This window comes from Deinococcus yavapaiensis KR-236 (assembly GCF_003217515.1).
GTDB lineage: Bacteria > Deinococcota > Deinococci > Deinococcales > Deinococcaceae > Deinococcus_A > Deinococcus_A yavapaiensis.
Genome location: NZ_QJSX01000004.1, coordinates 1 through 25,675 on the forward strand (window position 1 = coordinate 1; position 25,675 = coordinate 25,675).

The 25,675-nt window shown below is 66.3% G+C and carries 23 protein-coding genes; 14 read left to right on the plus strand and 9 right to left on the minus strand.

Annotation, left to right across the window (positions count from 1 at the left end; translation table 11 throughout):
- Nucleotides 1–215: hypothetical protein (locus DES52_RS23230; protein WP_211317869.1), on the plus strand; the 215-nt coding region annotated here is incomplete at its 5' end.
- 38 nt (nt 216–253) lie between these two features.
- Nucleotides 254–598 (plus strand): winged helix-turn-helix transcriptional regulator, encoded by a 345-nt coding sequence (locus DES52_RS05815; protein WP_110885865.1) that lies wholly within the window; start codon nt 254–256, stop codon nt 596–598.
- Nucleotides 599–601: 3 nt separating this feature from the next.
- Here the strand turns inward: DES52_RS05815 and DES52_RS05820 are convergent, their stop codons facing one another.
- From DES52_RS05820 to typA, 5 genes are all read right to left on the minus strand, one after another.
- A complete protein-coding gene (locus DES52_RS05820; protein WP_110885866.1) occupies nt 602–1,393 on the minus strand; it encodes a hypothetical protein in 792 nt (263 codons plus the stop codon).
- Nucleotides 1,390–2,175: a TrmH family RNA methyltransferase gene (locus DES52_RS05825; RefSeq protein WP_110886131.1), complete on the minus strand. Its 786-nt coding sequence runs from the start codon at nt 2,173–2,175 to the stop codon at nt 1,390–1,392. The genes DES52_RS05820 and DES52_RS05825 overlap by 4 nt, the downstream gene beginning before the upstream one ends.
- 47 nt (nt 2,176–2,222) lie before the next feature.
- The gene (locus DES52_RS05830; RefSeq protein WP_110885867.1) at nt 2,223–3,341 is read right to left on the minus strand and encodes a hypothetical protein; all 1,119 of its coding nucleotides are present in this window, start codon (nt 3,339–3,341) and stop codon (nt 2,223–2,225) included.
- Nucleotides 3,342–3,441: 100 nt separating this feature from the next.
- Nucleotides 3,442–7,023: an MSCRAMM family protein gene (locus DES52_RS05835; RefSeq protein WP_146237200.1), complete on the minus strand. Its 3,582-nt coding sequence runs from the start codon at nt 7,021–7,023 to the stop codon at nt 3,442–3,444.
- An 858-nt stretch (nt 7,024–7,881) separates the two neighbouring features.
- The gene (gene typA / locus DES52_RS05840; protein ID WP_110885869.1) at nt 7,882–9,663 is read right to left on the minus strand and encodes a translational GTPase TypA; all 1,782 of its coding nucleotides are present in this window, start codon (nt 9,661–9,663) and stop codon (nt 7,882–7,884) included.
- Between the two features lie 670 nt (nt 9,664–10,333).
- Between typA and DES52_RS05845 the strand changes: the two genes are divergently transcribed.
- Entirely contained in the window at nt 10,334–11,482 is a 1,149-nt protein-coding gene (locus tag DES52_RS05845) for an MFS transporter (protein ID WP_110885870.1), read from the plus strand.
- Between the two features lie 53 nt (nt 11,483–11,535).
- On the opposite strand, the gene DES52_RS05850 is transcribed toward DES52_RS05845, so the two are convergent.
- Nucleotides 11,536–12,723 carry a hypothetical protein gene (locus DES52_RS05850; protein WP_146237201.1) on the minus strand — a complete coding sequence of 396 codons (1,188 nt, stop codon included), beginning with the start codon at nt 12,721–12,723 and terminating at the stop codon, nt 11,536–11,538.
- A gap of 160 nt (nt 12,724–12,883) precedes the next feature.
- Here DES52_RS05850 and DES52_RS05855 point away from each other — a divergent pair, with 160 nt between their 5' ends.
- From DES52_RS05855 to DES52_RS05890, 9 genes are all read left to right on the plus strand, one after another.
- Nucleotides 12,884–13,837 carry a LysR family transcriptional regulator gene (locus DES52_RS05855; protein ID WP_170130915.1) on the plus strand — a complete coding sequence of 318 codons (954 nt, stop codon included), beginning with the start codon at nt 12,884–12,886 and terminating at the stop codon, nt 13,835–13,837.
- 9 nt (nt 13,838–13,846) lie between these two features.
- Nucleotides 13,847–14,920: a tRNA pseudouridine(13) synthase TruD gene (truD, locus tag DES52_RS05860; protein WP_110885873.1), complete on the plus strand. Its 1,074-nt coding sequence runs from the start codon at nt 13,847–13,849 to the stop codon at nt 14,918–14,920.
- A 7-nt stretch (nt 14,921–14,927) separates the two neighbouring features.
- The gene (locus DES52_RS22840) at nt 14,928–15,299 is read left to right on the plus strand and encodes a hypothetical protein (protein WP_170130916.1); all 372 of its coding nucleotides are present in this window, start codon (nt 14,928–14,930) and stop codon (nt 15,297–15,299) included.
- Nucleotides 15,296–15,700: a DUF3293 domain-containing protein gene (locus DES52_RS05865; protein ID WP_170130917.1), complete on the plus strand. Its 405-nt coding sequence runs from the start codon at nt 15,296–15,298 to the stop codon at nt 15,698–15,700. The genes DES52_RS22840 and DES52_RS05865 overlap by 4 nt, the downstream gene beginning before the upstream one ends.
- 50 nt (nt 15,701–15,750) lie before the next feature.
- Entirely contained in the window at nt 15,751–17,361 is a 1,611-nt protein-coding gene (locus DES52_RS05870; RefSeq protein WP_245900754.1) for an ATP-binding protein, read from the plus strand.
- 185 nt (nt 17,362–17,546) lie between these two features.
- Nucleotides 17,547–18,821 carry an ABC transporter substrate-binding protein gene (locus DES52_RS05875; protein WP_110885876.1) on the plus strand — a complete coding sequence of 425 codons (1,275 nt, stop codon included), beginning with the start codon at nt 17,547–17,549 and terminating at the stop codon, nt 18,819–18,821.
- Between the two features lie 143 nt (nt 18,822–18,964).
- Nucleotides 18,965–19,876 (plus strand): carbohydrate ABC transporter permease, encoded by a 912-nt coding sequence (locus DES52_RS05880; protein WP_110885877.1) that lies wholly within the window; start codon nt 18,965–18,967, stop codon nt 19,874–19,876.
- Between the two features lie 9 nt (nt 19,877–19,885).
- Complete coding sequence (locus DES52_RS05885) at nt 19,886–20,734, plus strand: carbohydrate ABC transporter permease (RefSeq protein WP_110885878.1); 849 nt, start codon at nt 19,886–19,888, stop codon at nt 20,732–20,734.
- A 91-nt stretch (nt 20,735–20,825) separates the two neighbouring features.
- Nucleotides 20,826–22,283, plus strand: coding sequence for a S10 family peptidase (locus tag DES52_RS05890; protein WP_110885879.1), 1,458 nt, complete (start codon nt 20,826–20,828; stop codon nt 22,281–22,283).
- A gap of 43 nt (nt 22,284–22,326) precedes the next feature.
- Here DES52_RS05890 and DES52_RS05895 read toward each other — a convergent pair whose 3' ends face one another.
- Genes DES52_RS05895 through DES52_RS05905 form a run of 3 tightly spaced genes read right to left on the minus strand, consistent with a single transcriptional unit; the run spans nt 22,327 to nt 24,000 of the window.
- A complete protein-coding gene (locus DES52_RS05895; RefSeq protein WP_110885880.1) occupies nt 22,327–23,097 on the minus strand; it encodes a hypothetical protein in 771 nt (256 codons plus the stop codon).
- Nucleotides 23,094–23,591: a gamma carbonic anhydrase family protein gene (locus DES52_RS05900; RefSeq protein ID WP_110885881.1), complete on the minus strand. Its 498-nt coding sequence runs from the start codon at nt 23,589–23,591 to the stop codon at nt 23,094–23,096. The genes DES52_RS05895 and DES52_RS05900 overlap by 4 nt, the downstream gene beginning before the upstream one ends.
- A 13-nt stretch (nt 23,592–23,604) precedes the next feature.
- Nucleotides 23,605–24,000 carry an NUDIX hydrolase gene (locus DES52_RS05905; protein WP_110885882.1) on the minus strand — a complete coding sequence of 132 codons (396 nt, stop codon included), beginning with the start codon at nt 23,998–24,000 and terminating at the stop codon, nt 23,605–23,607.
- Between the two features lie 187 nt (nt 24,001–24,187).
- Between DES52_RS05905 and DES52_RS05910 the strand changes: the two genes are divergently transcribed.
- Together DES52_RS05910 and DES52_RS05915 are read left to right on the plus strand one after the other, a co-directional pair.
- Nucleotides 24,188–24,430, plus strand: a complete 243-nt coding sequence (locus DES52_RS05910; RefSeq protein WP_110886132.1) for a cold-shock protein — start codon at nt 24,188–24,190, stop codon at nt 24,428–24,430.
- Nucleotides 24,431–24,544: 114 nt separating this feature from the next.
- A complete protein-coding gene (locus DES52_RS05915; protein WP_146237202.1) occupies nt 24,545–25,672 on the plus strand; it encodes a YjgN family protein in 1,128 nt (375 codons plus the stop codon).
- Nucleotides 25,673–25,675: the final 3 nt, after the last annotated feature.

The following is a 25,675-nucleotide window of genomic DNA, read 5'->3' on the forward strand; positions in this document are numbered from 1 at the left end:
GAGACGGCGGAGAATCTCGTGTACGAGGTCATGATTCGACTGATGGTGCGCCGACTGGTCAAAAGTACGTCCTGAGGCTTATCAAACGCACTTTAGCAAAAGGGGCAGACGACGTCGGCGAAGACGTCGACGCGCAGCACGTCGAGCGGTGGCGTCATGACGGCATGATATCCGCTTCGCTTCCCTTCGGAAAGCGCTATGATTTTTACTACTGACTTTCCGAAGGGGAACCATTGCGTGCTACAGTTCGCACATGGCGTACGGCTCGGACATCGAACGGCGGCCCGAGTGCGCGGTCGAACGCACCGTGGGCATCATCGGCGCGAAGTGGACGACCTTGATTCTGCGCGAGCTTTTGGGAGGCACGAAGCGCTTCGGCGAGCTCAAGAGCGCCCTCGCGGGCATCAGTCCCAAGACGCTTTCCGACCGCTTGAGGACGCTCGAAGCACAAGGCATCGTGACGCGCGAAGTCTTCCCGGAGGTGCCGCCGCGCGTCGAGTACACGCTCACGCCGCGCGGCCACAGCCTCGGCGACATCATCGCCGCGATGGCGAAGTGGGGCGCGCAGGACCGGGACAACGTCGCCCGCGTGGATTGACGTTCACACGCTCGCCACGAGCGATTCGGGCAGCAGCGCCGCGAGTTCGAAGGCCGCGCGTTCGTACGCGTGCGCGGCTTGAAGCGCGCGCGTCGCCGCCCGCGTTCGCTCGACGCGCTCGCTCGGAGTATCACTCGTGCGTGCCCGTACGTGGGCGGCGGCGACTTCGTACGAAGCGCGCCACTCCCGAAGCCGCTCGAGTTGCTCGTCCATCCACCGCTGCGCGCCTTCACGCGCGGCGGCGAGATCGGCCGTGCGCCTCGGCACGCTGGCACGGGCGGCGACGCGGGCGCTCGGCACGGGCGCGTGTTCCGCCATCCAGCGCGTGAACTCCAACGCCCGCACGGCTTCACGAACGACCGGGTGATGGTCCGCGCGATGCACCCAAGCGTCACGCGCCGTCGACTGCCACGTCGGTTCGGGCACTTCGGGCGCGGACGGGACCGCGCCGATCGCGCTCAGGAGGTCACTCGTCTCCAAAAAGCGCATCTCGGCCTCCAGCCGCTCGCGCGGCGACGCGCCGTCGCTCGACTGCTTCTCGCGCCACACCTCGCTTTGCGACGTCAGCGCGTGCGTTTCGAGCACGAGCTCCTCCTCGCGGTGCCGAGCGAGCAAGACCTCCAGGTGCACTTGCGCCGCGAGGTGGCGCCACTCGTCCTCGGCGCGCTCCACGGCGAGGCGCGCTTGCAGCACGAGGTCGTCGGGCGCGCCGGGCCTTTCGAGGAGGTTGGTGAGCGATCGGCGTGAAGCGCGCACTTTCGCCCGGGCCACGCGAACGTCGAAGCGCTCGTTCACGAACGCGTGCTCCGTTGCCGCAGCGCTTCGTACAGCACGAGCGCGCCTGCGGTCGCCACGTTGAGGCTGTCGGCCTCGCCGCGCATCGGAATGGACAATCCGCGCGTCGCCGCCGCTTTCCAGCGCGGCGGCAAGCCTTCGTGTTCCGTGCCGAGCACCAGGGCCGCGCGGCCCGTGAGGTCCGCGCGCCAGTACACGTCGTCCGCCTCGGGGGTGAGGGCGAACGCGCGAACACTCTGGGCGCCCAAGAACGCGAGGGCCTCGTCGTCGGTCATCACGGCGGTCGGCACGGTAAACACGCTGCCTTGCGAAGCGCGAATGACGTTCGGGTTGTGCAGATCCACGCCTCTGCCCGCGAGCAGCACGAGATCGACGCCCACGCCGTCCGCCGTGCGCAGAAGCGCTCCGAGGTTGCCGGGCTTCTCCAAGCCCACGAGCACGAGGACGAGCGCGTCTCGAGGCAAGCTCGGCGTGGATGTCGCCCGCGCGGGGGCCACGCCGATCAGACCGTCCGGGTTCTCTCGAACGGACAGTTTCGCGAACGCGTCCGGCGAAACACGTACGGTCGGCACCGACAGCGTCGCCGCGAATTCGCGTCCTTCCGGGCGCAGCAACGCCTCGCAGACGTAGACCGTCTCGAGGGCCACGCCTCCGCGCACGGCGCGTTGCAACTCGCGCGTGCCCTCCACGAGAAAGCGACCTTCGCGTTCGCGGTCGCGCCGCTCCTTGAGGCGCGCGACCGCCTTGATTTCCGGGTTCTGAGGACTCGTGAGCTCACGCATGCCAAGCGTACTCACCATAGCACCCCGGGCAGAAAACATACGTCCGGTCAAATGTCGAAGTCGTCGCTGGCGCGGCGGAACTTGTCCTCCAGGAACCGTCGGTGCGCGAGGAGGTCTTGTCCGCCCCGCACGGCGACGTTCGTCATGACGTCCCTCGTCGCCGCGAGCAGCACATCGAGTTGCTCGGTGAGCAAGTCCGAACCCGTCTTGCCGTCTTGCAGGGGCGTCACGTTCGCGAGAGACGCGGGCAGGCGCAGGTAAGCTCGAACGGCCGTCGGCGCGTAGTCGTCGGCGATGGAGCTCAGCAGGTGGAAGCTGTCCGTGTTCTGCGCGTCGTGCTCGCGAAGGTAAGCGAGGCCTTCACGGACGGCGCTTCGCAGCTCGGTGAGCTTGGCATGGGCGCCGAGCGGAAGGCGGTGGCCGTCTCGCGCGAGGAGCGCCGAGAGGGTCGGCGTGACGTCGTCCGAGGGCGAGGTGGACGTCGGCTCGGACGTCGAGGGGACGGGCTCGGGCGCTTGGCGGCGGGCACGGCGCGCTCGGCGGCGCGCTTGCTTCTCGGGGCGTTTCTCCGCTGCGCCCTCCTCGATCACGAGCATGGGCACGGAAAGCGACTTTGCGTCGGACGGAGACGGCAAGGGCTGAGCGCCGAGCGTCAACGCTCGTTGCGCGCGCTTCGCGGCGCGGCGCTCCTCGAGCTTGCGTTGCCGAGAGAACGTCGTGGGCGCGAGAAAGGCCGCGATGATGCCCAGAATCACGAGTGGATACATCGCCCAGCTCGCGCCGACGATCGAGCTGATCGCGAGGATCGCCACGGCGAACACGAGTCGCGGCAAGTCCCGCCGCTTGCCCGTGAAGGCCGTGCTGGCCATGAGACCGATCGTGACGCCCGCCAAGGGATGCACCACCCAACTCGCCGCCGTGAAGCAAAGCGCGAACATCCCGCCGACCGCCACGAGGATCGGCAGGGGACGTCGCCACGCCGAAGGCACGAAGGCCAGCGAGGCGTACAGCGCGAGCAATCCGGCGGCGAGCGGATGCACCAACCAACCGAGGGCGCTCAGCATCCCCAGCGCCCCGAGAATCACGAACCACGCGGCGAGCACCGCGCCGCCGAGCAGCAACCAGAACATCGAAGCTTTGTCCACGCCTCGAGAGCCGTTCGTCATCGACCCACCTCGCCCTTCACAGTACACGCATCGTGGAGAAAACGGCGAGAAGGAACGGGACTTCCAACGTCCCGTTCCTTCTCGCCTCGCGTGCGTGGTGTTACGGCAAGCTGTCCCAGCGTACGTAATTGGCGATCGCGCGGGCAAGTTTGCTGTTGGCCGCCGTGCCGGGAGTGAATGTTCCGCTGTCGCCGTTTTGGTTGAAGTTGGCCGCTTCCTGCTGGGCTTTTTGCATGGCCGTGGCGTTCGTGCCGCAGTACGCCGCTTCCCAGGCGGCGAACTTGCCCATGCCGCCGCTCGGGACGCTGCCGAACGCCGACGCGTTGAGTTCAGCGGCGAGCAGTTGCTGCAAGAGCTGCATGCGTGATTGGTCGAGCGCCGAGCGCGACTTGTTCTGGCTCGTCTTCGAGATCCCGCTCCAGAAGCCGCCCATGAGGTCGGAAGAACCGGTGACCGTCAAGCTTCCCGCCACGACCGGCTTGCCGCAAAGCGCCATGTCGCCGATTCCGGAGATCGAGGTGACGCCGGGGAAGCTGTTCTTGCCGAGCGCGCCGCCCGTCCACGCGATGAGCGCCAAGTTGGGGTGCGTCGACCAGAAGCCTTGCGTACGCGTCACGCCTTGGCCGGTGTTCTCGAACACGCAGGTGACGGTGTCGCCCATCTTCAGGTTGATGGTGGCCGTCTGGGTGTTCAGGTCGCCTTGGCCCGTGCTGCCGCCTTGACCGCTGACCATGCAGGCGTCGGGCGTGGTCGGGTCGTTCGATCCGCCAATGGCGGTGAGGTACCAGCCGAGTTGCGTGTTCTCGGTCGCCTTGTAGGTTCCCGCGCCGAGGTTCGTCGTAACGTTCTTGTTCGTGTCGCCGGTCGTCGCGCCGGTGAGGGTGAAGCCGGCGGTGTAGCCGCTGCCGGTCGTCGTGAAGGCGAAGCTGCCGTTGGCAGGCGTAGCGTACTTGACGATCACGATCGTGGCGGGCGAGTCGCTGTTGGTGATGGTGCAGGTCTTGTCGTCACCTGCCGCCAAGTTCACCGCGCCGCCGTTCGTCGTCGCGTTCGTCAGGTTGTTCACGCACACGATGCTGTCCTGCGTGTAGCCGTAGGGCAACGGCGTGGCTTCGCTCACGGTGTAGTTGCCCACCGGGTAGGTGTTCGTCACGCCGCTCGTCACGTTGGTCGAGTTCACCTTCAACGTGAAGTCGCTGACGCCCTTGGTGCCGCCGAAGTCGTTGTTCACGACCTTGACCACGGTCAGCTTCGGCAGCTTGAGGTTGGTGAAGACGCACTTCACGGTTTCGCCCGCGTCGAGCTTGAAGGTGGCGGTCTTGGTGCTCACGCTGCCGCTGCTGGCCGTCGCGCTGGCATTGTCGTCACAGACGATGCTGCTCAAGTCCCAACCGGCCGGGACGGCTTCGGTCGAGGTGTACGTGCCGGGCGCCAAGTTGCTCACCACGATGGTTTGGCCGTCACCGATGGAGCCCGCCGCCGTGCCCGTGAAGGCGAAGGTGCCCGAGGCTCCGTCCGGATTGGTCTGCTTCTCGACGATGATGGTGCCGCGCTTCGTGTTGGTGAAGACGCAGTCGAACACGCGGGCGGCGTCGGCCGGGTAATTCACGGTGAAGCTGCACTCGGTGGACGCGCTCGTTTGGTCGAAGCCCGTCTTGGACGTTTCCGTGATGGTGTAGCTGCCTTCTTGCAAAGCGGTCGTGAAGGTCACGGAGCCCGTGCCGGTCGTCGTGACCTTTTCGCCACCTGCCGGAGTGCCGGGGCCCGTCAGGGTCATTTCCCAGCCTGCTTCGGACCCGGCGGGCAAGGTGACCTTGCGGACCTTGGCACTGGCCGGAGGAACGACGTTGGCGAAGCTCACGCTGCCCGAGCAGGACGGCAAGGCGATGGCGGCGGTCTGGTCGCTTTGAGCGGCCCAGCCTGTCGCGGCGTCTTCCTTGACGGTGTAGGTGCCGGGAGCCAGGTTCGAGACCGTGACCGACTTGCTGGTTTCACCGGCGGCGAAGGAGATGGTCGGAGTGGCGACCTCGACGTTGGACGCGTCGTACACGCGGAAGGTGAACGTCTGCGTCTCGTTGCCGCTCAGCACGTTCGGAATCGTCTTGTCGATCGTGAGCTTGACGCGCGCGTCCGACGAGATGTTGACGCTGGCCGACGCGTTTGCCGTGACGCTGCCCGACGTGGTCAGGGTCGCGGTGTCGCTCAGCGTTCCGGTGCTGCTGACGCCTCCGGCCGCGACGTACACGGTCTTGCTGAAGTCGACGTAGCCGCCCGCGCTCAAAGTGCCCGACGTCCAAGTGACGGGGCCGGAAGTCGCGGTGCCAGCGGTGTAGCTCGAGAACGAGCCGCTCGGGCCGGTCGGGGTGAAGGCGAATGAGTCGGTGGAGAACGTGAAGCCCGCGCCGACGAGGCTTTCCACGTCGGAGACGCTGGCCGTCTGGTTGGTGGAAGTCCCGTTGCTTTGCACGGTCGCGCTGGCAGTCGCGGTGGTCGTGCCGGGAACGGCGACGCCGGTCACCTTGTCGGTGTAGCTGGCGGTGGCGATGTCATTGAGGTCGGCGGTGCCCGCCGGAACGAGGAAGCTGTGCGTGAGTACCAACAGCTCGGTGTTCGCGGCGACATCCACTCCGCCCATCGCGGTGCTGATCGTGTCGAGGACGCTGGTGCCGGAACGAATCACGTCGCTCACGTTGACCGTGATCAAGCGGCTGGCGGGGTTCTTGGCATAGATGTTGGTCGTCACCGTGACTTGGCCGCTGGGCGTCGGCGCTCCTTTCGTCCAAGTGACCCGAATCGACACGGGCTTGCTGCGCGGAGCGTTGACGTCGCACGTGTCGGGGAACAGCACGCTCGCCGGGGTCGCGGCCTTGGTGACGTTCCACACCGAGTCGGTGCCTTGGGTGGCGCTCATGTCCTTGCGCAGTTCTTGCGGCAAGATCTCCTTGACGGGAATCGACACGTCCTTCGACCCGATTCCGGCCGTTCCCAAGACCTTGTTCGCCAAGTTCGCGTGCAGCGACGAGCCGGGGAAGAGGTGCGATCCGAGCGCGAGGCGAGCGTAGTAGTCGTACACGCAGGTCGTGTTCCTGGCCTGCGTGACGTTCATGCGGCGGTACAGCGACTTGTCGATCCCGCCCAAGCCGGGCGTGAGGATCTTCGCGGGATCGTCGACGGTGGCGACCGAGCAGCCCGAGGGGCTCGACAAGGCGGTGTTGAGCACCGGAACCGACAGCACGTCGTAGCCGGGTTTGCCGGCGTCCTCGTTGTCGACGACGATCGACACGGTGTACGTCTGGCTGCTGGGGGCCGAGTTTCCCGCCTTGGCGGTCACGCGGTACGGCACGAGGTCGAGTTCGTTCCAACCTTTGCCGAGGTTGCCAGTCGTGTAGGCACCGTCGGGGCAGATGAACTTCCCGCCCGAGTTGGGCAGGGTGATCGTGCCGTTGTTGCGGCATCCTTCCAAGGTGAAGCTCACCGAATCCGGGTCGGCGGCAGGTGAAATGTCGGCGAGCGCGACGATCGGGCTGGGGTCGCGCGCGGCGCTCGCCGAGCTTCCGTTCGGCGCGGAACTGCTGGTCAGACTCGATTGACCGCAGGCGCTCAGCAATGTCAGCGTTCCGGCGGCGAGCATGCCTTTGATGAGGTTGGGTCGACGTGTCCTGTCCCTTGGTGTGATCGACATTGCTTCGCTCCTATTTGCGATGGCGGATTGTCGACTGGGTGTGGGGGTGCCGAGGCGGTGGAGTTAGGTTCTTTGGGCCACGTGAACCTCCATGGGAAGCGGCCGCCGCAGTTTTCGCTGCCGCGTTGGCGTCCTCGAGCGACATGCTCGAACGTTTTTGTTGGCGACCTGTGGCTTCATGCGCTTCACGCTTTTCGCGGGCGTGAAGTGGCACGGTCACGGGCACTGGGGCCGTGAAGGGAGCGTCACCCTGGTATCGGGCGACTTCCCACCTTCACGGCGATCGACTTCGTCGGCGCATACAGTCCCCCTTGCAAGCGCGAAGGGTGGAGGCGCGGCTTCGCCCGGCCTTAGACCGGTGCCGAATGCTCGTGCACTCACCGAGTCGAGCGCTTGCTTTACGTGATCTTTCTTGACGTACATCGCCGCGAAGCAAATGTTCACGCCAGCTCCCCCGAAGCTGTTCTTCGTGCTTTTCGGTCGCGAGCGTGCCGTCGTAGGGGCGGGTGATGGAATGCGACGCTGTGTCCATACGTTAATTCACAAAACAGGACGAGGCATACGAACTTAATAAAGTTCGGGACGCCCGCAAGCTTACGAGGCCCTCACGTCGAACGGATGAGCGGACGGCTCAAGCGTCCCAGACGCGCCTTAGGCGTGAGAGCCCCTTCACGCGCCTAGGCCATCAACATCGATCCTCGTGCCTTCCATGGAAGTACGGTCAGACTTCGACGAAATTCCCCCATTTCATCGCGTTTTTAGGCTCATGAGGAGGGTTAATCGCCATACCGAAAAGGAGAGGAGGGACGCTCGGCTTAGCCAGCGTCCCTCCTCTCCTTGGTTTTCTCGGTCCCGGCGTTACTTGCGGAAGCTGGGATTGAGGACCTTCTTGCGAAGGCGAATCGACTGCGGGGTGATCTCGACGAGTTCGTCGTCCGCGATGTACTCCAGCGCGTCCTCCAGCGACAGGCGACGCGGCGGAATCAAGGTCAGCGCTTCGTCGGCGCCCGCCGAGCGGACGTTCGTGAGCTTCTTGTTCTTGTTGACGTTCACGTTCATGTCCTGCTCGCGCGCGTTCTCACCGACGATCATGCCGACGTAGACGTCCGTGCCGGGGTCGATGAAGAAGGTGCCGCGGTCTTGCAGCTTGAAGATGGAGTACGCGAAGGCGTTTCCGTCTTCCATGGCGACGAGGCTGCCGTTCTGGCGCGTCTTGAGTTCGCCTGCCCACGGCGCGTAGCCGTCGAAGATGTGGCTCATGATACCTTCGCCTTGCGTCATGGAGAGGAATTGCGTGCGGAAGCCGAACAAGGCGCGCGACGGGATCTTGAACTCGATGCGCACGCGGGTGCCTTGCGGCTCCATGTTCACGAGTTGACCCTTACGGCTGGAGAGCACGCCGATGACGGTGCTGGAGAACTGCTCGGGCACATCGAGGACGAGGTGTTCGATCGGCTCGTGCTTCACGCCGTCGATGTCGCGCGTGATGACTTGCGGCGCGCCGACTTGCACTTCGTAGCCTTCGCGGCGCATTGTCTCGAGCAAGATCGAGAGGTGCAGTTCGCCGCGGCCCGACACCTTGAACTCGTCCGGGCGAATCTCGTCGACGCGCAACGACACGTTCGTCATGACTTCCTTCTTCAGGCGGTCGTTGAGGTGACGGCTCGTGACGTACTTGCCTTCCTTGCCCGCGAAGGGCGAGGTGTTCGGCTGGAAGACCATGGACACGGTCGGTTCGTCCACGGTGATGATCGGCAAGGCCTCGGGATCGGCGAGATCGGCGACCGTCTCGCCGATCTGCGCGTCCTCGATGCCCGCGAGGGCCACGATGTCGCCCGCGCCGACTTGATCGGCTTCGATGCGCCGCAAGCCGAAGTGCGTGAACGGCTGCACGACGCGCACCTTCGTCATCGTGCCGTCCTTGTGCATCAAGTTGACGAACTCGCCGCGCTTCACCTTGCCGCGCTTGACGCGGCCCACGACGATGCGACCGAGGTACTCGGAGTAGTCGAGGTTCGTGACGAGCATCTGGAAGGGCGCTTCGAGGTCGACGTCGGGCGCGGGGATGTGCTCGAGCACGGTCTCGAACAGCTCGTGCATGTCGTCTTGAGGCGCCTCGATGTTCGTGTACGCCTTGCCGTCACGCGCGATCGCGTAGATGATCGGGAAGTCGAGCTGGTCGTCGCTCGCGCCGAGTTCCGCCATGAGGTCGAACGTGAGGTTCACGACTTCCTCGGGGCGGGCGTCCTGTCGGTCGATCTTGTTGATGACGACGATGGGCTTGAGGCCGAGTTCGATCGCCTTGCGCAGCACGAAGCGCGTCTGGGGCATCGGGCCCTCGGCGGCGTCGACGAGCAGGAGGCATCCGTCGACCATGCCGAGGACGCGCTCGACTTCGCCGCCGAAGTCGGCGTGGCCGGGGGTGTCGACGATGTTGATCTTGACGCCCTTGTACTCGACGGCGGTGTTCTTCGCGAGGATCGTGATGCCGCGTTCTTTCTCGAGGGCGTTCGAGTCCATGGCGCGCTCGGCGATCTCCTCGCCGTGCTTGAGTTCGAGGGTTTGCTTCAACAGGCCGTCGACGAGCGTCGTCTTTCCGTGGTCGACGTGCGCGATGATCGCGATATTCCGGTATTCCATACAACTCCTTCGCTCGTTCTCGCGCCGCGCCCACAAGGCGTTCAGACCCTGACAGCAAAAAAGCCGCGCGGCGAGTGCGGGCATTCCAAGCGAGTATTGTATCCCATTTGGGCTCGTTCGGTCACGCTCCAAGTCACGTTCGGGCGAACGGAAGCGGCGGACCCCGACGTCTCGGCGGTCGTTCGCCGTGCTGAACCGCGCCCTCGCCGTGGTCCCAAGTCAAGAAGGTCGTGCGCGCCGAAACGGGCCGACGTCACGCGGGCCGTACGGACCGATGGCGTTTCATGAACCTCGACGAAGGAAGTGCCAAGGACGTGCAGCATGACTTGGCGGCGCTCCCGTCCGCGGATCGCGTGCGTCGGGGCGATGAAGCGCACCGTGCACGTCGCGGCTTCCTCCTCTCGCCGAGCGAAGCGACCGATTCGGCGGTGCCGGACGCGGCGGTCGTGGGCTTTCGGGCTTTGCTCATGCTCTTCCGACGAGGCCGTGGGAGAATGTATATACCGCTGCGTATGCACGGTGTGGCTCGCCCCCGACGGGGACGGGTCGCGGAGAACGTCGGCACGAACGGCGTTTTCCACGTCACGGAGGTGAGTTCGCCGTCCGTTTCCAGAAGGCCGCGTTCGGGTGGTTTCGTGCGTCACGCCCGGCCTGCGAAGCGGCGGAAGTTATGCGAGGACCGTTCTCGCGAAGTTCGTCGGTGCTGTTCGGCTTTTACGCTCTTCTCGGGTTCGTCGACGCCAGTTTCGGAGTCGCGTACCACACCTTGTTGCAGAAGTACAACTTGGACATGGCAGCGCTCGCCGCCGCCCTCCTGTGGGGTACCGCGGCGGCGTTGCCTCTTTTATGGTACGGAGGTCGCCTGCTCGGTCCGCGCTCCAAGCGGTCGGCGCTGCGACTCGTCGGACTCGCCGTGCCCCTCCTCGCGTGGTCGATCCTGCTCGCGCCGAGCGCGGCCGTGTTCCTCGTCGGCGTGGCAGGTCTGCTCGTCGTGACGGCCCTGCTCGACATGAGCGCGAGCGGCGCCGCGCTCGACTTGGAGGCGAGCGGACGCCCGCCGCTGTTGGGCCGCGTGCAGTCAGGCTTCGCGGTGGGCGCCGTGAGCGGCGCGCTGCTCGGCGGACTGCTCGTCGAGGCGAACTTGGGCGTGCTGCTGGGCGCGTTCGTCACCGTCGTCGCCGCGCCGTTGCTGCTCGGTTCGCGGGCCTTACCGAAAGGCGGGCGGATCGTTTCGAGCGCGAACGGGGCGCCGAAGGTCGCGTCGCGTCTCACGCTCGCCGTCATCGGCGGGGCGGCCCTCGTCGCGTACTACGCCGAGGGAATGATGCAGTCTTGGAGCGCGACCTTTTTGCAGCGCGACCTCGGCGCGAGCGCGAACGCAGCGGGCTTGCTGGCGGGCGCGTACTACGTCGCGTTCGGCGTCGGAGCGGCGCTGTCGTGCGTGGCGCGGCGAACGTGGGGCACGCGGGGTTCGCTCCGTCTCCTCGCGATCGGAGCGGCGTCGTGCGCCGTGGCGCTCGTCAACGCGTCGGAGTGGTCGCTCGCCGCGCTCGCGTTGCTGGGGCTGGGCGTGACGATCGCCGGGTTGATTCCGATCCTGCTGTCGTGGGGAGCGAACGCGGGGCTGGGCGCAGGCGCGGCGGGCTTCGTGTCGACCTTCGCGTACGCGGGCATGCTGCTCGAACCGCTCGCCGTGCGCTTCAGCGGCGACTCGTTGCGGCCCGTGCTGCTGACGCTGCCACCGCTGTTGTTGCTCGTGGCGGGCGCGACGTTCTTGAAGCCCGCCGAGAAGGCGGTGCTGCTTCCCGCGGGGGACTGAGCGCGACCGTCCCGCCTCGAAGGCGTCTCCTTCGAGGCGGGACGCGGACGCCTTCACTCGAAGCGGCGCACCTGAACGGCGAAGCGGCCAGCGACGTCTTCACGCCACGCGATGAAGGTCGCTCCGTCGGGCGTCACCGTCACGGCGGGCGAGCGGGCGTCACGCGCCGAGTCGAGGTTGAGCGGGCCGACGTCGCGCCACGTCTCCCCCGTCCAGTGCGCGACGTGGACTCGCCCGACGCCCGCTCGCTCCTCGATCCAGGCCACGACGGGCCGTCCGCGGGAGTCGAGGGCGAGCGAGGGCGAGGAGGCGGTGTCGACGTTGAGCGCGCCGCCCAAGGGCGTCCAGGCGTTCTTGTCGAGGCGAGAGACGTAGAGGGTGTCACGGCCGTTCAAGTCTTCGAGCCACGCCACGATCGGCCGACCCGCCGCGTCGAGGGCGAGGCGCGGCGTCGTCATGTAGGCGCGCGCGCGGCGGTACAGCGGCGGGCCGAGACGCGTCCAGCCGCCGGGTCCCTCGCGCCACGCGAGAATCTCGGCGCTGACCAAGCCGCCTTCGAGCCATACGGCCGTGCCGCGCCCGCTCGCGTCGAGAACGAGGCTGGGTTGCCGCGCGTACACGCCGGGCGTGTTGAGGCGGTCACTGCGCGCCCACGTGTCGGCGGCCGCGTTCCAGCGGCGGCGTGTGAGGTTGCTGCCGAATCCGTTGCGAGGCAGTTCTCCCCAAATGATCGTCGGCTCGCCGTTCCACGCGGCGACCGCGCGGGTCTTGGCGGCTTGCGGAGACGAGATGCCGATGTAACGCGACTGCCAGTTCGTCCACGCGCCGCCTTGCCACGCTCGGAACTCCACGACGTCGTTGTCGCCGTAATTCTCGTTCCAGGCGAGCACGGGCGTTCCACGCTCGTCGAGGGCGAGGTTGAGGTTGGCGGCGGGTCGGGGCCGCTTGTAGTTGAGGATATTGCCGAGGGCGGTCCACGCGCCGTTTTCGAATTGCCAAGCGCGCACGGCCCGAGCGACGAAGGGTCCCTTGTCGCTCATGGCGCGGCCCTCGTCGGCGATCAAGGCGAGGGTGACGCGACCGTCTCGGTCCGAGGCGATCTGCACGTCACGTACGGAACCGAGGGCGCCGAGGGCGGGCGAAGCGAGCACGACGGGACGGTCGGCGCCGCCGGCGAGGGCGAGGCCGAGAAGGGCGGACAGCGACGAAACGGCGAGCGGCGAGCGGAGCGTGCGCGGCATACGACCTTTCTCGCGCCGAAACAAGCGGCGCGTGTCATGCGGGAAGTCGACGTTCATTGTGCCGCGCCGTCGCCGGGTCGGCAACGCACGCACGGCATGAAGCGCGTTCCCGTTCATGCGTTTTCCGCATGGAACGTCACGTGCCGTCTATGATGAGCGCGTGATCGACTTCGTGATCGACGCGGCGAGCTCCGCCATTCCTCAATTGTCGAGCGTGCAACTTCTGGTCGTCGTGCGCGTCGCCGAGCTCGGAAGTTTCGGGGAGGCGGCGGCGCAACTCGGCGTCGCGCAGTCGAGCGTGAGCCGAGCGGTGCAAGCGGCGGAAGTCGAGCTTGGCGCGGTTCTCTTCGAGCGTGGCCGCTTCGGCGCGCGACCGACCGTCGCCGGGACGCGCGTCGTGGCGCACGCTCGAAGAGCGCTCGACGCGTTGGAAGCCATGAGGCGTCATGGCGGCGAAGCGGTGGCGGGCGAATTGAGGATCGCGGGCTGCCGCAGCGCCCTGCGGCACCTCGTGACGCCCGAGTTGGCGACGCTGGGGCGGACGTACCCCGAGGTGCGGCTCGTCGTGCGCGACACGTCGGGCGAGCACGACGAGATCGAGGCGCTCGTCGCGAGCGGCGAGGCGGACATCGGTTTGGGGCGCTTGCCGATGCGGCCCGAACTCGTCTCGACGCCACTCGTGGACGACGAGTACCTCGTCGTGACGTCCGACGGCGCGCCGCCCTTGGCGACGTGGGACGCCCTGCTCGCCGCGCCGTTCGTGGTGTGCGAGGAAGACTGCGCGCCGTTCGTTGCCGCGCACGTGCACGCGCACACGGGGCGACGTCTGGAGCCGAGCGTCAGGCTACGAGATCCGCACGTCGCGCTCGGTCTCGTCGCGCAAGGGCAAGGATTCACGGTGCTGTCGCGCCTCGTGCTGGAGCCCTTCGTGCCAGGAGTCCGGGGAGCGTCGCTTCCGGCGCCGTTGTGGCGAACGCTGGGGGCGGTGGTTCGTCCGCAAGCGCAAGGGTCGCCGCTCGTCGACGTCTTTCGCACCGCCGTGCTCGCGCCGTCCCTGGCGAGATTGCGGCGCGGCGGGCTCGCGCGCGAGTTGCGCTTCCCGGCGGGCCGCTAGAGTACCTGCATGTCCTTCTCGTTCGACTGGTCCACCTTGACGCCCCTCACTCGCACGCTCGGCACGGGCGGCGTCCTGCGCACCGAGCCCGACGATTTCGTCGTGGAGGAAGTGCCGCTGTACACGCCGAGCGGTGAAGGCGAACACGTGTACGTCCGCCTGCGCAAGACGGGTCACACGACGGCGTTCGTCGCCAAGGAGATCGCTCGGCAACTCGACGTGAAGCTCGAACGCATCGGAATCGCGGGCCTGAAGGATCGTCACGCCGTCACGACGCAGTGGCTGAGCTTGCCCGACAAGGCCGAGCGTCGCCTCGAACGGTTCTCGATGGAAGGCGTGGACGTCTTGGAGGTCGCGCGGCACGGCAACAAGCTCGGCATCGGACATCTGCGCGGCAATCGCTTCACGGTGCGAGTTCGCGGCGCGCGAGGCGAAGAGACCGTCGCGACGGCGATTCTCGACGAGCTCGTGCGGCGCGGCGTCCCGAATTACTTCGGACCGCAACGCTTCGGCTTGGGCGGCCTCAACGCCGAGGAGGGATTGCGCGTGCTGCGCGGCGAGTCGCGCACTCGCGATCCGCGCGTGCGACGCTTTCTCGTGTCGAGCGTGCAAAGCGTGCTGTTCAATGCCTGGCTCTCGGCGCGCATGGAGCGCGGATGGTTCGACGCGGTGCTGAGGGGCGACATGGCCAAGAAGCACGACACGGGCGGAGTCTTCCGCGTGGAGGACGCCGCCGCCGAGTCCGAGCGCGCGGCACGCGGAGAGATCAGCGCGACGGGCACCCTCTTCGGGCGAAAGGTGAAGCCGTTGACGGACGAAGCGGGCGACTTGGAGCGCGAGATTCTGGACCGATTCGGCTTGACGCCCGAGGTGTTCGCGTCGCGCCGCGGAGACCGCCGCTTGTCCCGGGTGTTTTTGGAGGACGCGCGCGTGGCGTCCGCCGAGGACGGTTTCACGGTGTCGTTCTTCTTGCCGCGCGGCAGTTTCGCGACCTCGGTGCTGCGCGAGGTGATGAAGGTGGACGTGGACGTCGCGGGCGGAGCAAACGAGGATGACGCGCACGGCGAAGACGACGTAGAGTGATGAGGTCATGAAACGTTTGGGACGCAGCTTCGTCATGCTTGTCTTGGCGGTGTCGAGCGCGGCCGCCGCGCCGCTCGTGCCGAGGGCCGTCTTGAAGCCCACGACGGGCGGAGTCCTCGTCGAAGCCGCGCTGTCGAACGTCGGCGAAGGCGACGTCCTGACGGGCGTGTGGACGGCGAACGCGAAGGCGAACTTGCTGGAGTGCGCGCCGCGTTGCCGAGTCGTGGCGAGCGTGCCGCTCTCGGTCGGCACGACCCTCGGCGCGCGGACACGCTTCCGCGTCGTCTTGGGTGGCCGCTTCCGACTCGGGCAGAAGGTGGGGTTGCTGTTCTCGTTTCGCGGTCGCGTCGCGGCGGTCGAGGCGACGGTGACCCGGTGAACGAGGACTTGTGGCGGGCGTTCGAGCAAGCCACGTACGGCACGCGCGAGGAACGCTTCGCCCTGAGCGACGCGCCGAGCGGAAGGCCTTCGTGGGCGAACGGGACGTGGGGCATCGTGACGGCTTGGAATCCGAGCGGCGAGCGTACGCCCGAGCGCCTCAACGAATGGAGGCAGGGAGAATTGCGGCGCGGGGTCGAGGCGCTCGGGCGCTCGCCGCTCGACGGGGTGAACGGTGAGGGCGAATGGGAGGAGGCGTCGCTGATCGTCGTCGGAGCGTCGCTGCGCGAAGTGCGGACGCTCGGCGCGCGGTTCGATCAGGCGGCGGTCGTGTGGGGCGTCGGGCGGCGCGTTGCCGTCGTGGCGTGCGGGGACGTCGGCGTTCGTCGCGCGTGGGTATGAAGTCTGCTTTAATGCGTGTTCGATCTATGGGCGCTTCCTTCGACTTTTCCTTGCCGGTCGCCAAGGCGGCCGTGGTGCGGCTCGGCGTCGATATCAGCCCCGAGGTGCTCGCGCGTTACGCGGTCGGACTCGCCAACGCGCGCGGCGGGACCATCCTCGTCGGCGTCGGCCCCGACGGGCCGCAGGACGCCTCGGACATTCATCCGCTGCAAGTAACGCACGCGATTTTCGAGCTCACGAGCGGCAAGCTCAGCGTGAACGTGCGTCACGAGCCGCTCGGAGGAGTGCGCGTGCTGTCGGTGCACGTTCCGCAAGCGCCGTACCTGCTCGCCACGCTCGAAGGCGAGGTCGTCGCGTGGGACGGCGCGCACCTCGTGCCGGTGAGCGCGTTGCCGCACGAACCGCTGGTGCAACCCGACTTCACGGAATCGGTGCCGCCGCACGCGTCGCTCGCCGATCTCGATCCCTTCGAGGTGGCGAGGTTGCGTTCGATGGGACGAAAGGGCAACCTCGCGTCGCTCGCCGACCTCGACTTTCTGCGCGAACTCGGCTTGATTCGCGACGTGAACGGCGAAGCGAAACCCACCGTGGCGGGCATCTTGATGGCGGGCACGTCGGACGCGTTGAAGGCGTACGTGCCGCAAGCGGAGGTGTGTTACTACCATCACGCCACGTCCGACGTGGAGTTCCAGTTTCGCGAGGATCTGCTTCGCCCTCTTCCGGCCTTGTTGCTGCGCCTCTCGGAGCTCGTGCAGGCCCGCAACGCCTTCACGCCCGTGCAAGTCGGTCTTTTTCGCATCGAGGTGTGGGATTACGACGAGGCGGTGTACCGCGAGGCGATCCTCAACGCGCTCGCACACCGCGATTACACGCTGCGCGACGTCGTGCACGTCCACCACTTCCCGGACCGCCTCGAAATCATGAATCCCGGCGGCTTTCCGGGTGGAATCACGTCGGAGAACATCTTGCGCCACGCGCCGAAGCGGCGCAATCCGCTGCTCGCCGAGTCGCTCGCACGGCTCGGCTTCGTGGAGCGCGCGGGCGTGGGGGTCGACAAGATGTACTCGCTGATGCTGCGTCACGGCAAAGAACCGCCCGAGTTCACGACGTACGAGGACGCGGTGACGTTGACGCTGCACAATCCCGGCTTCGACGCGGAGTTCGTGCGCTTCGTGGCGCGCAAGCAAGAGGAGATGCAGACGCTGTCGCTCGACATGCTGATCGTGCTGAGCGTCCTCGGACGCGAGGGCGACGTGCCGCGTGCCGCGCTCGCGCGGGCGCTGCAACTGCCCGAGGAGCGCACGCCGAGGCTGCTCGCCATGATGGAGGAGCGCGGCCTCGTCGTGAAGTCGGGACGCGGGGCGAACACGACGTACGCCTTGTCGAGCGACGCCCGCGGCGCGCTTCGTCGGTCGGCGCCGAGCGCCGCCGTGGAGCGTGCCGAGCGGACGGGGCGTCCTCGCCGCGCCGGGTCGTCGCGCGAAGCGGCCCTCGCGCTCGCGAGCCGTCCGGAGGGCGCGTCGAACGGAGACGTGCGGCGAGAACTCGGCTTGTCGACGCAAGGCGCGTGGCGCGTGTTGCGCGCCCTCTTGGACGCGGGCGTCGTGGAACGCCGCGGACGCGGTCCGAAGAACGCTCGGTACTTCCGCCGCGTCTCATGAGAAGGCGTGCATAGGGTTGCACTTGAACGTTTCAGCGTGCTGGACGACTTCGTTCGGCAATGGGTTTCGTTTGACATTTCGTAAACGCTCAGTGTAGGCTGCCATCGTCAACATACCAGGACTTGGAATCGGTTCCGGCTTCGCTCGGTCCGCATCCGCACCAGGTTGACCTCTGGGAGGAAGCTATGAAAAAAGCTCTTACCGTCGGCCTCACCTTCGCTCTGTCCGCGCTCGGCGCGGCCTCGGCGCAAGGCGTCACGATCACCATCGCCTGCGGCGCGGTCGGCCAAGAACTCGAGTTCTGCCGGTCGGGATCGGACGCATGGGCCAAGAAGACGGGCAACACCGTCAAGATCCTTCAGTCGCCCAACCTCACCAACGACCGCTTGGGTCTGTACCAGCAGCAACTCGCCGCGCGCAGCAGCGACATCGACGTCTACCAGATGGACGTGATTTGGCCGGGCCTGCTCGCCCAGCACTTCATCGACCTCAAGCAGTACATCCCCGCGGCGGAAGTCAACGCGCACTTCCCCGCCATCATCCGTAACAACACCATCGGCGGCAAGCTCGTCGGGATGCCTTGGTTCACGGACGCCGGCGTGCTGTACTACCGCACGGACCTGCTGCAGAAGTACGGCTTCAAGAACCCCCCGAAGACGTGGGCGGAGCTCGAGCGTCAAGCGCGCACGATCCAAGCCGGTGAGCGCAAGTCGAACAACCGCTTCGTCGGCTTCGTCTTCCAAGGCCGCAACTACGAAGGTCTCGCGTGCGACGCGCTCGAGTGGATCTCCTCGTTCGGCGGCGGCTCGGTCATCGACGCGAACGGCAACGTCACCATCAACAACGCCGGCGCGCGCAACGCGCTGCGCACCGCCGCGAGCTGGGTCGGCACCATCGCCCCGTCGGGCGTCACGACGTACGACGAGGAAGCGGCCCGTAACGTCTTCCAAGCAGGCAACGCCGCCTTCATGCGCAACTGGCCGTACGCCTGGGCGCTGGCTCAAGGCGAAGGCTCGGCCGTTCGCAGCAAAGTCGGCGTCGTCGCCTTGCCGGCGGGCACCGGAACCGGCGCGCGCAGCGCCGGCACCCTCGGCGGATGGCAGCTCGGCGTGAGCGCCTACAGTCGGAACCAGAAGGTCGCCGCCGACCTCGTGCGTTACCTCACGGGCCGCGAGGAGCAAAAGCGCCGCGCGGTCGAAGGTTCGTACAACCCGACGATCGCGGCGCTTTACAAGGACCAAGACGTCCTCAAAGCCGTGCCGTTCTTCGGCAGCCTCTACAACGTGTTCACGAACGCGGTGGCGCGCCCGTCGAGCCCGACGGCCAGCAAGTACAACCAAGTGTCGAACCAATTCGCCTCGGCAGTGTACGCCGTGCTCACGAAGCGTCAAACGCCCGAGCAGGCGCTCAGCGGACTTCAAACGTCCCTGACCCGCCTCAAGGGCGCCGGCTTCCGTTAAACGACGGTTCGTCGACATGGTGGGCGCTCCATGCTGGAGCGCCCACGTTCGATTACCGACGTGACGGCCGAGCGCTTCGCATAAAGCTTCTTCGAAGTCGATCAAGGACGCTTCCGCACAGGTCACTTACCGTAAGGAGAATCATGGCAACTTCCTCGCTTCCCACGTCCACGCGCCGTCCCGGCATCGAACGGGCTCGGGCGCGCACCGCCGTCTGGCTGCTCGTGCCGACCCTTCTCGCGATCGCGTTCGTCGCCGGATATCCGTTGTTCCGTACGATCTATCTGTCGTTCACCGACGCCAACCTCGGATCGACGGACGCTCCTCGACTCGTCGGCTTCTCGAACTACGCCTCGCTGCTCGCCGATCCCGCTTGGTGGGGTGCGGTTCGCAACACGGTCGTGTTCACGGTGTTTTCCGTGGGCTTCGAGTTCGTCCTCGGCCTCGCGTTCGCGCTCGTCATCAACTCGAAGTTTCGTGGTCGCGGCCTCATGCGAACGGCGATTCTCGTGCCGTGGGCCATTCCGACGGTGGTGAGCGCCCAGATGTGGTCGTGGATGTACAACGACAACTTCGGCGTCGTCACCGACATCCTGCTGCGCCTCGGCGTGATGCAACCCGGGGAGTCCCTGCTCGCCAATCCCATCACTGCCCTGCCCGCCATCATCGCCGTGGACGTTTGGAAGACCGCTCCGTTCGTGGCTCTGCTGCTGCTCGCGGGCCTGCAAAGCATTCCGAGCGACATGTACGAGGCGGCGGACGTGGACGGCGCCAGTAAGGTCACGCAGTTCTTCCGCCTCACGCTGCCCCTGCTCGTGCCGGCGATTCTCGTGACGTTGATCTTCCGAACGCTGGACGCCTTGCGCGTCTTCGACGTGATCTTCGTCATGAAAGGCTATGCGCCCGAGTCCGTGTCGATGAGCGCGTTCGCACGTCAGCAACTCGTGGACTTCCAGTTGCTCGGCGCGGGCTCGGCGGCTTCCGTCCTGATCTTCCTCGTCGTGATGATCTTCACGGTGATCTACGTGACGAGCCTTCGCGTGAAGTTCGACTGAGGTGACGCCATGAAAAAGAACTCGCCTCTTCAATTGCTCGGCAACATCGCCTTCTGGATCGTCGTGCTCGTCATCTTGTTCTACGTGCTGTTCCCGTTCTACTGGGCCATCAACACGTCGCTCAAGGCGCCGCAGTCGCTCAGCCAGACGCCGATTCAGTACCTGCCCGTCCAATTCCACGTTCAAAACTACTTCGACGTCTTCACGAACCAGCCGTTCGGGCGCAATCTTCTCAACTCGCTCGCCGTCGCCGTCGGGACGGTCATCCTGAGCTTGCTGCTGTCGGTGCTCGCCGCGTACGCGCTCGGACGCTTCCGCTTCCGAGGCAAGGCCGCGATGATGTACACGATTCTCGCGGTGTCCGTGTTTCCGCAAATCGCGGTGCTCGGCGGTCTTTTCTCGTTCATTCGTCAAGCCGGGCTGTACAACACATGGGGCGGCTTGATCTTCTCGTACATGATCTTCACGTTGCCGTTCACGGTGTGGGTCTTGACGTCGTTCGTGCGCGACATCCCCGGCGAACTCGAGGAAGCGGCCCTCGTGGACGGCGCGTCTCCCCTGCAGACGCTGTTCAAAGTGCTGCTGCCCGTCATGACGCCCGCCCTCGTGACCACGGGCCTGCTCGCGTTCATCAACGCGTGGAACGAGTTCTTGTTCGCCCTCACGTTCACGTCCGACAACAACGCCCGCACCGTGCCGCCCGCCATCGGGTTGTTCTCGGGCGCGAGTCAGTACGAGTCGCCGTTCGCGCAGATCATGGCGGCCTCCGTCATCGTGACGATCCCGCTGATCGTCCTCGTGCTGGTCTTCCAGCGCAACATCGTCTCGGGCCTCACGGCCGGCGCCGTCAAAGGTTGAGCGCTTCTCCCCTGCCTCCTCGCTCCTCGCGGGCGAGGAGGCTTCTACGTCAAGTGGCTTAGCCTTTCGCGGGTCGGGTAACCTGGCTCGCATGACGCAACCCAACTCGGACACGCCGTCGGCGTCCGCTCTGCACGCCGACAACATCGTCACGACGCATCACACCTTGAGGCTCGGAGATCGCAAGCTGAAGTACACGGCTCGCGCGGGCACGCTCGTGTTGCGCGAGGAAAGCGCCGACAAGGACGGAAAGTCCGAGGGCCTCAAGGCGAAAGCCGAGGTGTTCTTCGTGGCGTACACGCTCGACGACGCGCCTCAAGGCCGCCCTCTCACCTTCTCGTTCAACGGCGGCCCCGGTTCGAGCTCGGTGTGGCTGCACCTCGGTCTGCTCGGTCCGAAGCGCGTGAAGATGGGCGACGCGGGAAACCTCTTGCCGCCGCCGTACGACTTGATCGACAACGAGCACACGCTGCTCGACGTCACCGACCTCGTGTTCGTCGATCCGATCGGAACGGGCTACTCGCGCGCCGTGCAAGGCGAGGCGGACAAGGCCTTCCACGGCTTCAAGCGTGACATCGAAAGCGTCGGAGATTTCATTCGTACGTTCGTGTCGCGCGAAAAGCGCTGGCTGAGCCCGAAGTTCCTGATCGGCGAAAGTTACGGCACCACGCGCGCGGCGGGCCTCAGCGGCTACCTCGGCGAGCGTCACGGCTTGTTCCTCAACGGAATCATGCTGGTGTCGAGCATCCTCGACTTCGGCACGGTTCGCGAAGCGCCCGGCAACGACCTTCCGTTCGTGCTGATGCTGCCGACGATGACGGCCACCGCCTGGTACCACGGCAAGATCGACGGCGACTTGCCGAAGTTGCTCAACGCGTCGGAAGCGTTCGCGAGCGGACCGTACCTGGCAGGACTGTTCAAGGGAGCGAAGCTCGGCGGCGAGGAGCGAAGCGCGGTGCGGCGCGACCTCGCTCGGTTCACGGGCCTGAGCGAGGACTTCGTGGAGCGGTGCGATCTGCGCGTCAGCTTGGAGCGCTTTCAAACGGAACTGCTGCGCGAGCGAGGCGTCACGGTCGGACGCCTCGACAGCCGTTTCGTCGGCAAGAACCGCGACTTGGCGGCGACGCGCACCGAGTACGACCCGAGCTACTCGGCCATTCAAGGTCCGTACACGGCGGCGATGAATCACCTCGTGCGCGGCGAACTCGCCTTCGAGAGCGACTTGCCGTACGAGATCTTGTCGTTCAAGGTCTTTCCGCAGTGGAGTTACGCGGAGTTCGAGAATCGCTACGTCGACGTCAGCGATACGCTTCGGCGCGCGATGAACCAGAATCCCGCCCTTCGCGTGCACGTCGCGAGCGGCTACTTCGACTTCGCCACCCCGTACTACGCGGCGAAGTACACCTTCTCGCACCTCGGCGTCGACGCGGACACCGAGGGCCGCGTCGAGTTCTGCGAGTACCCGGCGGGACACATGATGTACGTTCACGAGGAAAGCTTGGCGCGACAACGACGCGACCTCGGCGCCTTCATCGAGCAACGAGGCTAAGGGATCAAGGAGACGTTCGGCGCCGCCCTTCGGGGCGGCGCCTTCAGCTGCGGGCTCGGACGAAGCCGCCCTTGACGAGCTCGCTCATCACGGCTTCGAGTTCGTGCAGTGCGGCGTCGGAGCGCAGAGAGTACTCGGCGGGCGTGAGCCCCTCGGCGATCGCGCGCAGGACGGCCGTCGCGCCATGTCCGAACTGCTGACGAAACTGCTGGTGAATCGTCGTGATGGGATTGAGCGAATCCTTGCCGCGTAACGTGAGGACGTAGTTCTGATGCGCCCAGCCCGCCAAACTCTTGGGCAGGATGAGGGTGTTGGGCCGAAGCGGGGCCGGGAACGCGCCCTCGTACGGCAAGCGAACGGGCAAACGCGCCAAGACGGCGCCCGACACGTAAAAGGACGCCCCGGTCGCGTCGACGTGAAGGCCGGTGAAGTCCTCGGTGAGGTTGAACTTCCAAGCGCGACTGCCGACGCCCGACAGGGCGTGCGCGATGTCGCGTTCGAGCACGTACGCCCCGAGGGGCGCTCCGGCGAGAAAGAGGTTGAGGAGGTCGGCGAGGGCGGCGTCGGCGGTGTTCTGCCCGCTCGCGGCGGCGACCGCGCGTCCTTCGAAGATCAGCACGAAGGCGTCTTGCCCGTCGAGCGTCGCGTGCAAATAACCGTACCACTGCGTGTCGAACAGGTGCCGCAAAAAGGCGTGCAGATCGCAAAAGCTCGCCGAGAGGCCCCAGAACGCGGCTTTGGCGCGCGGCAGGAAGCGTCCGAGGAACGGCGCGGCGTCGGGAAAGCGTGGGCTGAGTTCGATAGGTTGCGTCAAGGCGTGTCTCCTCGGTATCGGGCGGCGAGGGCGACGTAACGAGCCGCGTGCCCGGAAGGCGGCGCTTCGCGAACGACGCGGGCGGGCACGCCCACGGCGAGCATGCCGGGTGGAACGCGAACTCCTTCGGGCAGCAAGGCCCCGGCGGCGAGCACCGCTCCTTCGCCGAGCGAGCTTCCGTTGAGCAGCACCGCGCCCATTCCGACGAGGCTGCCCTTGGCGAGGTGCGCGCCGTGCACGACCGCGCGGTGGCCCACCGTGACGTCCTCGGCGAGGACGCACGGAAAGCCGGGATCGGCGTGAAGCACGGCGCCGTCTTGGACGTTGCAGCGCGGTCCGACCACGATGTCCTCGGTGTCGCCGCGCAGCACCGCCCCGAACCACACCGACGCGGCCTCGTGCACGGTGACGCGACCGATCACGTCGGCGCTCGGCGCGACGAACGCGCTTGTCGCCACGCTCGGCGCATGACCTTCGAACTCGTAGCGTCCCATGGATCCTCCGAACTCACGTCACGTTCGCGTGACGAAGCGCTTCTTTCAACAATGCCTTGTCTTCAGGATAGCTTAACAGTTCGAGAGCGGTGCTCGGCGCGAAGAAGCCTCCGTCGTCGAAGAGCGTCTCGAGCACCGTGACGCTCGGCGCGGCGCGCATCAAAAACCAGTGGATCTCGCGGGCGACGCCACGGTCGTTGGTGTAGCGCGTCGGTGACAGCGGCGCGAAGATCGAGGCGGTGACGCCCGTTTCCTCCTTCACTTCGCGCACCGCCGTCTGCTCGACGCGCTCGCCGGGATCGATGTGGCCTTTGGGAAAGGTCCAACCGCCACTGCGGTACCGTACGAGCAGCACTTCGTTCTCGGCGTTCAGAACGACGCCGCCCGCTCCGAGCTCCTTCGCGTCCATGGCGGGAGTGTACCGCGAAGCGCGTTCGTGCGCTCGGCCAGCGTCCGGGCACGGGCGGCTTTCGCGTTTGACATCGAGAAAAGTGCCCACAATAATGACAAGCGTTCCAAGTCCAGACAAAGTCCCGACGGTCCGCGTGGTCGTCGCGACGACGTCGAAGTTTCTTCTTGGAACGACGAGGAGTTTCATGGCTCAAGGTCGAGTGAAGTGGTTCAACGTCGAGAAGGGCTACGGGTTCATCGAGTACCCCGGTCACCCCGACGTGTTCGTGCATTACAGCGCCATCCAGACGAGCGGCTTTCGCAAGCTCAACGAAGGCGACGAAGTCGAGTTCGAGCTGGAAAACGCCTCGAACGGCAAGGGCCCGCAAGCGAAGAACGTCTCGGTGACGAGCGCCGCGCCCGAACCCGCGTCGCGCGGTCGCTGGTAACGTCGTCCTTTCGTGACGCGGGCCCGAACGGGCCCGCGTTCTTTTCGCGTTTTCCGAAAAGGCGCGGCCATTTGCGTGCGGCCGCCGCGCGTGATCTCGTACACTGAGAAGAGCATGAGTAGCCCCGCCTTCGAAGAGCGCGTCGTCGGCCGCGTTCGGCCCGTCGGCGCCGAACACCCTCTGAGCTTCACGGGCTCGGCGTCCGAGTACTTCCGCATTTGGATCGTCAACATCGCCCTCACGACGATCACCCTCGGTTTGTACTGGGCGTGGGCGAAGGTGAGGACGCGGCGCTACTTCTACGGCAACACGTGGCTGGGCGGTCACAATTTCGAGTACACGGCCAATCCCGTCGCGATTTTGCGCGGACACATCGTCGTGGCCGTCATGGCGGGGCTCTACAGCTTCCTGCAATCGTACGACGTGGCGCTGTGGCTCGTCGTGCTCGCGTTGTTCGCGCTCGTGTGGCCTTACCTCGCGTGGAGTTCGCTGCGTTTCCTCGGCATCAACACCGCGTACAGGGGATTGCGTTTCGGCTTTCACGGTCAGCTCAAAGACGCTTACAAGGTGTATCTCGCGTGGCCGCTGCTGCTCGTGCCGACCTTCGGGCTGCTCACACCGCACGTGACGTTCCTGCAGCGCCGCTACACCTTCGATCACGCGGCGTACGGCTCGGCGCGCGCCTCGTTCGTCGGCAAGTCGAGCGAAGTGTGGACCATTTACCTGCTGGCGTTCGCGCTCAGCGTGGGCGCGTTCACCGCCCTCGGCATCGCCGCGTTCGTCTTGGTGGTAGCCGCCGGTCTGCTCGGCGCGCTCGGGGGCGATCTCGGCGCGTCTCGCGACTCGAGCTTCGCCCTTTTCGGCGTGCTCGCGCTCGTGCCGATCTACGCGCTGTATTTGCTGGCGCTCGCCGCGCTCGGCGCGTTCGTCAAAGCGAGCTTGCTGCACTACAGCCTCACGAACACACGCGGACGACTCGACGACGGCAGCGAGGTCGCCTTCGAGTCGACGATCAGTCCGTGGATGTACACGGGCATCAGCGTGGTCAACACGCTCGCGCAAGTCGTGACGCTCGGCTTGGCGACGCCTTGGGCGGCGGTGAGGCGCGCGAATTACGTGCTGCCGCGCGTCGCCGTCGTGTCGCCGCGTCCCCTCGACGAGTTCACGTCGGACGTCGCTCAACGTCAAAACGCCCTCGGCGAAGCCGCCACGGACTTCCTAGGGCTCGACATCGCCTTGTGAGGC

Bases quoted from the DNA above. Each gene is read 5' to 3' on its own strand.
- DES52_RS05815 (WP_110885865.1), top strand. From the start codon at position 254: ATGGCGTACGGCTCGGACATCGAACGGCGGCCCGAGTGCGCGGTCGAA.
- DES52_RS05825 (WP_110886131.1), bottom strand. From the start codon at position 2,175: ATGCGTGAGCTCACGAGTCCTCAGAACCCGGAAATCAAGGCGGTCGCG.
- DES52_RS05830 (WP_110885867.1), bottom strand. From the start codon at position 3,341: ATGACGAACGGCTCTCGAGGCGTGGACAAAGCTTCGATGTTCTGGTTG.
- DES52_RS05835 (WP_146237200.1), bottom strand. From the start codon at position 7,023: ATGTCGATCACACCAAGGGACAGGACACGTCGACCCAACCTCATCAAA.
- typA (WP_110885869.1), bottom strand. From the start codon at position 9,663: ATGGAATACCGGAATATCGCGATCATCGCGCACGTCGACCACGGAAAG.
- DES52_RS05845 (WP_110885870.1), top strand. From the start codon at position 10,334: ATGCGAGGACCGTTCTCGCGAAGTTCGTCGGTGCTGTTCGGCTTTTAC.
- DES52_RS05850 (WP_146237201.1), bottom strand. From the start codon at position 12,723: ATGCCGCGCACGCTCCGCTCGCCGCTCGCCGTTTCGTCGCTGTCCGCC.
- truD (WP_110885873.1), top strand. From the start codon at position 13,847: ATGTCCTTCTCGTTCGACTGGTCCACCTTGACGCCCCTCACTCGCACG.
- DES52_RS22840 (WP_170130916.1), top strand. From the start codon at position 14,928: ATGAAACGTTTGGGACGCAGCTTCGTCATGCTTGTCTTGGCGGTGTCG.
- DES52_RS05875 (WP_110885876.1), top strand. From the start codon at position 17,547: ATGAAAAAAGCTCTTACCGTCGGCCTCACCTTCGCTCTGTCCGCGCTC.
- DES52_RS05880 (WP_110885877.1), top strand. From the start codon at position 18,965: ATGGCAACTTCCTCGCTTCCCACGTCCACGCGCCGTCCCGGCATCGAA.
- DES52_RS05885 (WP_110885878.1), top strand. From the start codon at position 19,886: ATGAAAAAGAACTCGCCTCTTCAATTGCTCGGCAACATCGCCTTCTGG.
- DES52_RS05890 (WP_110885879.1), top strand. From the start codon at position 20,826: ATGACGCAACCCAACTCGGACACGCCGTCGGCGTCCGCTCTGCACGCC.
- DES52_RS05900 (WP_110885881.1), bottom strand. From the start codon at position 23,591: ATGGGACGCTACGAGTTCGAAGGTCATGCGCCGAGCGTGGCGACAAGC.
- DES52_RS05905 (WP_110885882.1), bottom strand. From the start codon at position 24,000: ATGGACGCGAAGGAGCTCGGAGCGGGCGGCGTCGTTCTGAACGCCGAG.
- DES52_RS05910 (WP_110886132.1), top strand. From the start codon at position 24,188: ATGGCTCAAGGTCGAGTGAAGTGGTTCAACGTCGAGAAGGGCTACGGG.
- DES52_RS05915 (WP_146237202.1), top strand. From the start codon at position 24,545: ATGAGTAGCCCCGCCTTCGAAGAGCGCGTCGTCGGCCGCGTTCGGCCC.